We start from the raw sequence: 11,209 nt of genomic DNA, 5'->3' as shown, positions 1-11,209 counted from the left end.
TGGACCACGCCCAGCAGGTCGACAGCCGACGCCCCGCGCGGGTGTGTACGGGTCGCGGTGCGGGATGGTGCCGGTCTCCCCCGCGCGCCGCCCGGTCGCAGGCCGGTCCGACGGGGGTGCGGGGCCCGGTCGGACCTGTCCGCATCGGCACACCGCCGCCCCGTCTGAGCGTTTCCCTCGTGGGTGGTCTCCCGGCGAGCCCACCACGCCCGGGGCCGGGCCTGCTACCGGCTTCCGTCCCGCCCCGGTCCGCCCCTGTCTCCGTCGCGGCCCCTGTCGGCGGCCATCCGTGATAAGAGGCATTATCACGGATAGTTTTCGCGGCATAGTTTCGCAGTATCTCGATCGGTTTAACCAATTTCGCGATCGCGTGCGCGAAACATTGGCGCAGGTATCGCGGTCAGGTCCACGGTGGGCGCGGGACGGACGGGGTGAGCGCGCGGGCCCACTCCTGGTGGGGTCCTGGACGCTGGTCAGTGAGGACTGGCGGCTGGTGGGCGACAAGACCGGGGCGACGCGGCTGCGTTCGTACGTCGCTACGCGAGCTCCACCAGCTCACGGCGGTGCGGCGCTCGGCGTACCGGACGGCGTGTTCGCCGAGCGCTGGTCGAGCTACTGATCGGCTCGTTCACGAGATCAATACTCGGGCTGATCGGCGGGTGGAGCGGGAGCTGACCAAGGATTAGCGGCGCGTGCGGGGCAAGGAAGGCATCCTGTTCCGCTTGGCCGAGGCCGCCGTAAACCACTCGAACTACTACCGGCGGATGCTGCCCGCTCTGCTGTCCGTGCTGGAGCTCGGTGTAGCAACACCGCCTACCGCCCGATCATGCAGGCCCCGGACCTGCTCGGACGCTACGACGGCGTCGACGACAAGACTCGCTTCCACGATGGCCGTGGCGAGCCGTGGATCACGGTGACCGTTCCGCCCCGACGACGCCGGACCTTACGGCCGGTTCCGCCTGGACATGAATATCCCGCCTCAACCTCCCGACCAGATCTCACTGAGGGATCCTGAGGCGGGCAACTGGAGCGCGGCGCGACCGCGTTGGATCAGCCTTCATCCAGACGATCATCCCAGGACGAACGGGAGTTTCGCGGCCAGCTCGCCCAGTTCAGCCTGCTCCGCGTCGGTCGGGGCGCGGCGACCGGTGCCGACTCGCAGTGCGTCCTTGTCAGGCAACGACGCGGGGAATGCGGCCCCAGCGATCTTCTCCAGGATCTCGCGTGACCGCGCGAGGCACTCGGCAGGGGGTTCCGCCGTGTCGGAGAGGTGTGCGATCAGGTCGAGGTGGTGCAGCGTCCATTCCAGCACGTACGCGCAAAGGTAATCACCCACGGTGAGCACCTTGCCCTGGGTAGTGACTGGGACCGCGGGGTCGGCGAGTTCGGCGGCGCGGCCGACGGCGGAACCGACGTCGTCGAGGTGGAACTTCAGCAGCCGCGGCTCCTCGTACGCAGCGGCCAACCGGATGATCAGCGAGTCGAGCGGGTCGTCGCCGGTTGGCGGCGTGTCGGAGACGTCCCAGTAGGTGATCGCGTCCCAGGTAGGTTCGGTCTCGGCAGGGGTCACGAGGGTGATCAGGACATCCTGGGCATCGATGATCAGATGGCACACCAGGTCCCGCACGAGCCAGCGGGCACAGCCGGACGGCCGCGCGAAGTCCTCGTCGGAGAGGTCAGCGATCGCCGTGCGCAATGCTGTCCACGAGCTCGAGAAGAGATCCACAACCGCAAGCTAGCAGCGCCCGGACCGAAGTGCAGCCGATCTCGCCCTGTTCGGAACTGAAACCCCTTGCGTACACCCGCCGACGCAGCGACCAGCGGGCTCTGGCCTGGACTTGCGGCATCGCGGTTGCCCCGTACGGGGAGAATTCCCCTCGTCGGGGGCTGAACGTAGGTTCGCGCGCCACGAGCGAGACGGAAGCTACCTCGACCACGGTCGAAGTCGACCTCCTGCGGATTAGAACGAAGGAAGGTGGCCGTGGCCAAGGCCAGCGGAAAGCTGCGCGGCAAGCAGCCCACGCTCTCGGCCAAGTAGCAGCGCGAGCTCGTGCGCATGTACGGAACCGGCGACTACACCATCGCCGACCTCGCCCGAGGTGTTCACCGTCGCCCGCGCCACCGTGTAATGAACCCTGCACCGAGACCAGACCTCAGCCTAGACCCGATGACCATTGAGGCACCCACGCCCTCAAAGCCGCACTCCCCACCGAGGAATACCCCGCCCCACTCTGCCCCTCAGGACAGCTCCAGGAGTGCAGGGCCCAGGTCCACGGTTGGCGCGGCACTGACGAGAGTTCCGAGCGCCGCCCCCGCGAAGACCGTCTCGGTCCACAGTGGAATGAGTCGCTGAGTGTGCCTGTCGCTGGCGAATGAGCACCCGATCGATGGATCCACACCACGGCGACACACCGCCCGGCAGAGTCGATCTCAGCGACCGGATCGGTGTTGTCGCAGGTCGAGAAGGGGGTCCACGGCGCGTGTCGCGCTCGATCCAGCCCGCTGGCGAGCGTCGCGCACCCGGTGCCACGCTACACACAGTGCGGGGCAAGATCGGTAACTGCCCTGGTCAGGGCGTCGGTGTGGATCGCCCTCCGGTCTCGGCCCGCCGTCGCAGCAGGGCCCGTTCCCGGTCGTTACGGGTGAGTTCGGCCGCGCGGGCGAACTCGCCACGCGCCTCATCGTGCCGCCCGAGCCGGGCCAGCAGATCACCCCGCACACTCGGCAACAGGTGGTAGGCCCGCAGCGCCCTTTCAGCGCGGAGCGCGTCGACCAACGCCAACCCGGCCGCCGGGCCGTGTGCCCGCGACACCGCCACCGCCCGGTTCAGTTCCACCACCGACGACGGCTGCACCCGCGCCAGCTCCCCGTACAGTGCCGCTACCCGCGCCCAGTCGGTCGCGTCGATGGTGGCGGCACGGGCGTGGCAGGCGGCGATCTCGGCCTGCAACGCGTACGGCCCCGGCGCATCCGTCAACGCCCGCGCCCGCTCAAGCGCCGCCAGCCCGCGGCGGATCAGCAGCCGGTCCCAGCGAGACCGGTCCTGCTCGGCCAGCAAGACCGGTTCCCCGTCCGGGCCGGTGCGGGCGGAGGCGCGGGAATGCTGCAACTCCATCAGCGCCACCAGCCCGTGCGCCTCCGGCTCGGTCGGTGCCAGCCGGGTGAGGACACGCCCGAGCCGCAGCGCCTCGGCACACAGCTCCGGCCGCATCCAGTCCTCGCCGACAGTGGCCGCGTACCCCTCGTTGAAGATCAGGTACACCACCTCGGTCACCGACGCCAGCCGCGGCGCCAGCTCGGCGCCCGACGGCACCGCGAACGGCACGTTTTCCCGCGCGAGGGTCTTCTTCGCCCGGGATATGCGTTGCGCCACCGTCGACTCGGACGCCAGGAACGCGCGCGCGATCTCGCCCGTGGTCAGCCCGCCGAGCAGCCGCAACGTCAGCGCCACGCGGGACGGCACCGACAACACCGGGTGGCAGGCGGTGAACACCAGCCGCAACAGGTCGTCGCCGATGTCGTCGCCGACAGCATCGGCGACGACATCGGCGTCCGGTCCCGCCGGCGCGAGGCCGGTCGTCGGATCGCGCCCCACCTCGTCGAGCCTGCGCTGCCACCGCTGCCGCTTCCGCAGGACATCCAGTGCGCGCCGCTTGCCCACCGCCGTCAGCCACGCGCCCGGATGATCCGGAACCCCGGACTCCGGCCACTGCTCCAACGCGGCCACCAGCGCGTCCTGCGCCGACTCCTCGGCCAGGCCGACATCGTGCGTGAGCCCGGCCAGGGTGGCCGTCACACGCGCCGACTCGATGCGCCACACCGCCTCGATCACACCGCGCGGGTCCGTCACAGTGCCCAGCACAGCAGGCCGCGGAGGACCCGGCAACCTCACCCGCCGTGCGTCTCGGCGATCCGCTCCCGCAGCCGATCCTCGGCGCGGGACAGGTCGTCGGTGTAGGACTCGCCGAAGTCGGTGGCCTCGAAGACCTTGCGCACGTCCACGCGGGCACCCGGCCCCGCGGGCACCCGCCGCGCCCACTCGACGGCTTCGGCGCGGGAACGCACGTCGAGAATCCAGTATCCGGCGACCAGTTCCTTGCTCTCGGCGAACGGCCCGTCCAGCACCTCCGTGCGGCCGTCGTCGCCGAAGACCACCCGCGCCCCGTACGAGCTGGCCCGCAGCCCATTGCCCTCGAGCATCACGCCCGCGTCGACCAGCTCCTCGTTGAAGGCGTGCATCCGCTCGAAGTCCTCCTGGGCGGGAAGCACATCGGCCTCGGTCTCGTCGGTGGCACCCAACATGAGCATGTACCGCATCGTGTCACTCCTCGTCTCACGTTCTCCCGGATCGGCCCCCGTTCGGGACCGCTACCCACACGTCGCGCGAGCACACCGCTTCTCGACACGGTCGCGGAAGATTCTTCCGACAGAACGAGCGCGCGCGTGCGCCTGGCAGGATGCGAGCGGCGATGACTCGGCCGGTTTCCGCCCGATCCGCCCGGCTGCGGCCCGGCCGGGCGAGTTCGAGCACGACGAGGGTGTCGCCGTGGCGGAGGTAGTCCAGGCAGGCGGCCAGCTCGGGGCGTCCGGCGCTTTCGCCGGACAACTTCCCTCGAAGACGCGGATGCATCCGGCCCGGGCGGCTGAGACATAGGCCGATGAGGCCAACCGTGACGACGTCTCGTCGGTGCGCTCTCGAGTCGTGTGCGCGCCGACCGAGAGTCAGGCGATCCGCGCGGCCCCACCCGTGACGACGATGCCTCCCGCTGCCGGCACCGTCACGTGCAGCAGGCTCGGACGCCCGACGTGGTCACCTTGATGGATCCGGAGTTGTGCCGGTGGCCTTACCGCGCCGATCGCTCTCAGGTACGCCCCGGTTGCCGCGGCGGCGGCGCCGGTTGCCGGGTCTTCGGTGATCTCGCCGACCGGGAACAGGTTGCGTGCGGCGAACTCGGTCGCGCCCAGTGGGTGCAGCACGGTTACCGTTGCCACCCAGCCCTGTTCGTCCATCAGCCCTCGCATCTGCGTCGGGTCGAAGTCGAACGAGTCGAAGGCCTCGCGGCTGCTCACGACAAGAACCGGATGGACGTTGCCGGCAAACGACAGCCGAGGCGGGTAGGCCGGATCGAGGTCGGCCCGCCTGAGAGCCAGCAACGACAGCAACCGGTCGACGACGTCGTCGTCCATCGGTGTCACCGAGGGCTCGACGCTGGTGAAGGACGCGGTGATCTCACCGTTGGCCGTCTTGGTCGTTTCGATGGCGACGTCGCCGACCGCTGTGTCGAACAGCAACGGCCCGGTGCCGTGGCGCTCGGCGAGCGCCACGGCGGTGGCGACGGTCGCATGGCCGCAGAACGGCACCTCCGCGGCCGGTGAGTAGTAACGGATGCGGACCCTCCGGGGACCGTTGACCTCCGCCGACTCTTGCATGTCAAGCACGAACGCCGTTTCCGAGTATCCGGTATCGGCGGCGAGCGCGAGCATCGCAGCCTCGTCGAGCCCGGTCGCGTCGAGAACGACTCCAGCAGGATTCCCACCGTTCCGCGCGGAAGGCGCGGGGAAGGCGCTGATGCGCAACACGTCCGCCATGACGCCAGCATGCCCCGCATGGGTACTGCGAGACCCTCGGTGTCGGAAGTTTCACCGGGGCTGAGCTTCGGTTTCCGTTCCGATGTTGCTCAAGCTCCTGGACGAGGAAGGCTCCGTGCGGGTGCGGCAGCCCTCCGCCGTGACCAATGTCCCCAGCGTGTTCGCCCCAGGGGAGGCTCACGAGACGACGCCTGCCCGCAGCGGCCGGTAGCCGGTGGGGGCGTACTCGGCCTCGACCGGACAGCGCGGAACGGGCGCGGTTGGGTGGGTGCTGTCCGAACGCGGCCTGCTGGACATCCTCACCCGCGCACTGCGAATCACTCCCCCGTGGCTCCGTCGATGCGCTCGCGAAGCAGGTCGGCGTGTCCGTTGTGCCGCGCGTACTCCTCGATCATGTGCGTGAGGATCCACCGGAGGGAGTAGGGGACGTCGCGCTGGTGCCCGACGATGTCCAGCGACTCGGCCGCGTTGGCCAACTCGTGAGCTCGGGCGCACTCCATGCGCCACAGTTCGAAGGCTTCTCCGCAGTCGGCGTCGTCGACGTCGAAGTCGCCGAACTCGCCGGTATCCCGAAGCCAGCGGTGGGGGCTGTTCTCCCCGTTGAGCACGTTCCGGAACCAGATTCGCTCGACCTCGGCCATGTGCCGGACCAGCCCCAGCAGGGACAACGCTGACGGGGGCACCGCACGCTGCTTGAGCTGCTCGGTGGTCAACCCCGCACACTTCACCGCCAGAGTGTCGCGCTGGTACTGGAGGAACTCGGCCAGCGTGGTGCGTTCGTCGGCCAGATGCGAAGGTTCGTTCCTCTGAAGATCATCCACCGACCCATCGTGCCATGCTCGGCGCAGGCGTCAGAGCGGTTATCACTTACGAGCGACATCGTCACCGCAGACGGAGAGCACGCCGAGACCGGGGGCAGTACTGGCATCGCCAAACACCTGCCGGTACTGCTCCGTCCCTGGCCTGGCGAAACAGCGCTCACCGTTGGCTTTTCGGCGTGTGCTACCGGAAGGCCTTCGACGGCGAGCCCCGGCTGTTCGTACGGGAGGGATCCTTCAGTGCGACGGGTCCGAAGTACCGGCTCGCTGTGAATGCGGCACGTCCCCGGGCAGGACGTAGCTGAGCAGCGGCAGCTCACGGCCGGGTATCGAGCCAGAAACGACAGCGCCGACCAGATCGGCTCCGCGCGACTCGTAGAACGGCTTGGCGCCGGGATCGGACTCGATGCGAATCCGACGGAACCCCAGCCCGCGGGCGGTTCCGCACATGTGGTCCCAGAGCTGTCCGCCGATACCGCGGCCGATGGCGGACGGCTCCACGAACAAGCAGCCCAGCTCCCCTTCCGGGGGTTGCCCCTCCAGGCTGTAGAAGCCCACGGGGCTTCCTCCCCTGTCCGCGACGACCACCCGACGCGCCTCGAGGTCCATCGGATGCAACGTCAGCTCGTCACGGCACGCCTCCAGAAACTCCCGGTCGTATCCCCAGTGACCTTTCGACCGCAAGGCCAGCTCGGTCAAAGCACCCGCCTCGGTGGCAACCGCAGGCCGCAACACGATCTCTTCTACGCCGTACGCCATCCCACCAGCCTGCACCAAGCGATGGATCGGGCCAACAGAGTGCCTGGGCCGGAGGTGTTCAGCGCCCGGGCTCCGGTGTGTGGGTAGCCGGAGGGACACCGTCCGGCCACCCACACACCGCGTCAGTCGGCGCTGCTGTCCCAGCCGTAGTCCGGCAGCGCGAAGAAGGCGTCGCCGTCGAGGCGGTCGACCTGTCCGGACGCCATGGCGCTCAGCAGCGACTCCACACCGGTGCGCACCGACCGCACCAGCATGCCCCTCTGCTTCTGGCCGAGGTCGTCCTGCTGCCCGCGCACTTCGAACAGCACCGAGGCGGAGCCGTTCAACGCGAACGCCGACCGGCCCTGGCCCGCGTACTCCCGCTCGTCGGGGTGGTAGTACCGCCCGACACCGGCCAGCGGTGACTGTTCCCCGTACGCCCGCTGGATGCCCCGCGCCACCGCGAGCGCGTAACGCCGGGACTTGTCCTGGTCGAGCAGCGGCCACTCGGCCTGGTACGCCGCGCCGTCGGCCGCGCCCAGCGGCGGGTAGTCCAGCGCGACGGAGATCAGCTTGCCGTCCTGCGGTCCGCCGGTGATGCGGTCGCACGGTCCCATGTGGTGCAGGTCCACGACCCCGTCCACGGCACCAAACTCGTCGCGCAGCGCCACGTAGACATCGCGGATGGCCCTGGATTCCGGGGCCAGGAAGAACCCGGCGTCCACCTGCCTGCCCGGCAGGTCCCCGGCCCGGGGAACGTAGTCCAGGTCGGGATGGAAGTCCCGGTTGAGGTCGAAGCCCGGCAGCTCGATACCGTCCCCGCGCAGGCCGTGGTACCAGGCGCGCGGGGCGTCCGCGAGCTGCGGGTAGCGCTCCACCACCTCCGACCACGACAGCACGTTCCTCCTCCGGTTCAGCTCACCGCCGTCCGGGTTGACCATGGGCAGCGCGACCAGGGTCACCTCGGAGAGCAGGTGCTCGGTGGCCGCGTCGCGGCTCGTGCCGAGGTCTCGCAAAGTGCCCAGCAGTGCCTCGGTGCCCGTGCGCTCGTTGCCGTGGATGGCGCTCTGCACCAGCAGGACCCGATCGCCCGTGCCGACGCGCGCGGACCACAGTTCCCTGCCGAGCGTGCTCGTGCCGATCTGGCTGACCTCCACCCGCCCTGCCGAGTTCCGCTCGATGTGCCGCAGGGCAGCGCCGAGTTCGGCGTGGTCGGTCCAGCCGTTCCACTGCGGGTCCTCCTGGGTCTTGCACGCGCCCTGGCCCGGTCCCTCGGGCTGCTCCGCCGCCGCGGGCAGGGCCGCGAACCCGGTCAACGCGATCGATCCCGCCGCCGCCAGCGCCACCGGCGTTCTCCAGCGGGGCGAGGGCCTGCGGTCGTGCGCAGCGAACGGCCTGCGCAACTGGTGCCGCGACTGGCTCACACAGTCCTCCTTGGAGGTCGAGGGTGCCCACGGGCACCCGAAACGGTTGTGGTGAGCCAATATCGGACGCGGGCGCGGCGCAAGGGCTGTTCGGGCGGCGCTCGTGTTGCTCTCCGTACCACCTCACGTGCTCCTGCCCGCCTGGTGCTCTCCGGACGCGGGCGGTGCGGACTTCTGCTATTCCCCGGTCTTTCCGTCGATGAGTTCACGGACGATGTCGAGGTGCCCGACGTGGCGCGCGTATTCCTGCAGCAGGTGAAACAGGACGCGTTCCAACGTCGCGGGCGGTGCCTCCGCCCAGCGTTCGCCGGGTTGTCCTACGTCCGAGAGTTCGTGGTCGCGCACGATCTGGTTGCTGCGTGCCGCTTGGTCGCGCAGCGCGTCGATGAGGCCTGCCACGGTCTCGTTCTCCGCTGTGGACCAACGGCCTCGCGGTGCGTCGCCCCACGGCTGGTCGATCGGCTCACCCTCGAATCCCCACACGAGCCAGCGAAGTTCGACATAGGTGAGGTGTTTGAGCAGCGCGAGCGGGGTCCAGCCCGAAGGGAGCCTGCTTGTTCGCAGTTCGCTGTCCGAGAGCCCGTGCAGCTTGTCGATCAGAACCGAGCGGAAGTAGTCGAGATAGCCGAGAAAGACCTCCGCACGCGACTCGCGCGGCTCGGTCGGTTCCGGAAACGGTAGGTCCATCGGGTCAGTCTGTCATCGCACGCCGGGCGGGCAGTCGTCCCAGCGAGTATGCGAGAGGCTGCCGCCGTCGTGAGCGACGGCCGCGGGGCTCTGCCTGAGCACACACGCGGACGGCTTGTCACAGGCGCGTGACGGGCGGGCGGTCCTCCGGCGGCCACCGTGCTGCCGCGGTACCCGTTGAAAACGCTTGGCTTTGTGGTTTCGCGCGGGCATAGGATCAGCGGCATGGCGACGCGGCTTGTTCAGATCGCGATGAACGCTCGGGACGACTCCGCACTGGGCCGGTTCTGGGCCGAGGCGCTCGGCTGGGATGCTTCCGTCGAGGAACCCGGCTTCGTGACCAACTTGGAGCCCGTGGGTTTCGCCTATCCTGATCCGGCCGCCGTCTGCATCGACGTCATTACCGTCCCGGAGCCCAAGACGGTGAAGAACCGTGTGCACGTCGATCTCGCCACCACGTCGGCGGCCCATCACGCGGACCTGGTCGCTCGCCTGAAGAATCTCGGCGCGACACCCGCCGATGTGGGTCAGGGCGAGGTGCCGTGGACGGTCCTGGCCGACCCGGAAGGCAACGAATTCTGCGTGCGGCAGCCCGGGACGACCGACCAGGACACGGGGCCGGTCGCCACGGTGGTGGTCAACTGCACGGACCCCCGGGCCATGGTCCGGTTCTGGGAAGAGGCGATGGACTGGACCGTGCACGAGGTGACCGACGCTCAAGCGGTGCTGCGCTCGGCCACGAACGTCGGCCCGTATCTGGTGTTTCGCCGCACACCCGACGTGAAGACCGTGAAGAACCGCGTCCATCTCGACCTCCGGCCCTACCGCGGTGACGATCGATTGGCGGAAGTGGCCCGGCTGCGGGAACTCGGCGCCACCGACGTCGACCTCGGTCAGGGCGAGGTGCCGTGGACGGTCCTGGCCGACCCGGAAGGCAACGAATTCTGCGTGCTCACCCCGCTCTGACGCGCAGCCTTGCCGACCCGCACCGTGGACACCGGCGACGCCGTCGCCTTCGCCCGAGACGGGTCCTGAGACCAACGACTTTCCGCTTCACCGTGCTGTCCAAGGACCAGCCGGAAGATCACCGCGGAGGCCGGTCCCATGCTGCTGGAGCCGCCTCCGCGGCGATCGATGGCCGAGTGCCTTCCGTTGGCACGGTCATCGCCCGCACGCGGTCCCGCGACACCGGCCCCACCCGTCTCGAACCGTGGCCGGGGGTCCGCGGCCGGGAGGAGCGGTCGGTGAACACCAGCGCGGCACCGGCGAGCGGCACGAGCGCGGCGGCGAGGGCGCTGAGCCAGGAGATCGCCGCGGTCAGGGGGTACCACAGGGTCACGATCCCGACCGCCACCGCCGGAACTCCCGCGCCGAGGTAGAAGGCGAGATACAGCGCGGAACTGATCGTGGCCCGCTGCTCGTCGGGGGCGGCCATGTCGACGGCGGTGCTGGAGCCGCCGTAGGCCAGACCGTGTCCGAGCCCGGCCGCCACGGCCGCGAGGAGGGTCACCGGCAGCGATCCTCCGCCGGTCAGCGCCAGCACGCCGAGGCTGAGCAGGAGGGCACCGAGGCCGACCAATTGCGCCGGTCTCGCGCCGCACCGGGCGACCAGCGGTTGCGACAGTACGGAGAAGGCCAGTACGGCACCCACGATCCCGCCGATGACGGCCAGGTTGTCGATCCCGGCGTGCCTGCTCAGCACCGCGGGGATGACCGCCAGGAACAACCCCGCCGTGGTCCAGGCGAGAAAACCGGTCGCGGCAGCGGCGCCGAAGAGCCGTCGCAGACCGGCGGGGATACGCGGGCGCGTCGGCCGCCACGCGACCGGGCGCGAGCCGCGGGCGGTCACGGCCGACACGCGGCGCCACCCCACCGCCAGCAGGGCCAGGTGCACCCCGTACGGCAATGCCCGCGGTGCCGGCGCGTACTCGGCCAGCAGGCCCCCGGCGACCG

The 11,209-nt window shown here is 69.8% G+C and carries 11 protein-coding genes; 1 reads left to right on the top strand and 10 read right to left on the bottom strand.

Annotated features, from left to right (window positions below):
- Window positions 1–1,069 precede the first annotated feature (1,069 nt).
- The 9 genes from SACSA_RS0102305 to SACSA_RS0102265 all read right to left on the bottom strand — a co-directional run bounded on the left by SACSA_RS0102305 (window position 1,070) and on the right by SACSA_RS0102265 (window position 9,256).
- Window positions 1,070–1,726: a maleylpyruvate isomerase N-terminal domain-containing protein gene (locus SACSA_RS0102305; protein ID WP_028661449.1), complete on the bottom strand. Its 657-nt coding sequence runs from the start codon at window positions 1,724–1,726 to the stop codon at window positions 1,070–1,072.
- Window positions 1,727–2,569: 843 nt separating this feature from the next.
- Window positions 2,570–3,850 carry an RNA polymerase sigma factor gene (locus tag SACSA_RS0102300; protein WP_232212812.1) on the bottom strand — a complete coding sequence of 427 codons (1,281 nt, stop codon included), beginning with the start codon at window positions 3,848–3,850 and terminating at the stop codon, window positions 2,570–2,572.
- A gap of 38 nt (window positions 3,851–3,888) precedes the next feature.
- A complete protein-coding gene (locus SACSA_RS0102295; protein WP_019813138.1) occupies window positions 3,889–4,317 on the bottom strand; it encodes a YciI family protein in 429 nt (142 codons plus the stop codon).
- 16 nt (window positions 4,318–4,333) lie between these two features.
- A complete protein-coding gene (locus tag SACSA_RS24290; RefSeq protein ID WP_083940121.1) occupies window positions 4,334–4,630 on the bottom strand; it encodes a recombinase family protein in 297 nt (98 codons plus the stop codon).
- Window positions 4,631–4,722: 92 nt separating this feature from the next.
- On the bottom strand, window positions 4,723–5,589 hold the full coding sequence (locus tag SACSA_RS0102290; RefSeq protein WP_019813136.1) for a PhzF family phenazine biosynthesis protein: 867 nt from the start codon (window positions 5,587–5,589) through the stop codon (window positions 4,723–4,725).
- A gap of 317 nt (window positions 5,590–5,906) precedes the next feature.
- A complete protein-coding gene (locus tag SACSA_RS0102280) occupies window positions 5,907–6,410 on the bottom strand; it encodes a DinB family protein (RefSeq protein WP_019813132.1) in 504 nt (167 codons plus the stop codon).
- Window positions 6,411–6,644: 234 nt separating this feature from the next.
- Entirely contained in the window at window positions 6,645–7,166 is a 522-nt protein-coding gene (locus SACSA_RS21160) for a GNAT family N-acetyltransferase (protein WP_019813130.1), read from the bottom strand.
- Between the two features lie 122 nt (window positions 7,167–7,288).
- Window positions 7,289–8,569, bottom strand: coding sequence for a M14 family zinc carboxypeptidase (locus tag SACSA_RS0102270; protein WP_028661448.1), 1,281 nt, complete (start codon window positions 8,567–8,569; stop codon window positions 7,289–7,291).
- Between the two features lie 177 nt (window positions 8,570–8,746).
- Entirely contained in the window at window positions 8,747–9,256 is a 510-nt protein-coding gene (locus tag SACSA_RS0102265; protein WP_019813126.1) for a DinB family protein, read from the bottom strand.
- A 159-nt stretch (window positions 9,257–9,415) separates the two neighbouring features.
- Here SACSA_RS0102265 and SACSA_RS0102260 point away from each other — a divergent pair, with 159 nt between their 5' ends.
- Complete coding sequence (locus tag SACSA_RS0102260) at window positions 9,416–10,222, top strand: VOC family protein (RefSeq protein ID WP_232212811.1); 807 nt, start codon at window positions 9,416–9,418, stop codon at window positions 10,220–10,222.
- Between the two features lie 118 nt (window positions 10,223–10,340).
- Here the strand turns inward: SACSA_RS0102260 and SACSA_RS24285 are convergent.
- Window positions 10,341–11,209 (bottom strand): MFS transporter (locus SACSA_RS24285; RefSeq protein ID WP_157596580.1); only part of this gene is annotated, 869 nt, incomplete at its 5' end.

It is taken from the genome of Saccharomonospora saliphila YIM 90502 (assembly GCF_000383795.1).
GTDB lineage: Bacteria > Actinomycetota > Actinomycetes > Mycobacteriales > Pseudonocardiaceae > Saccharomonospora > Saccharomonospora saliphila.
Note: the sequence above shows the minus strand (reverse complement) of the source record. Positions and strands in the feature narration are given on the sequence as shown.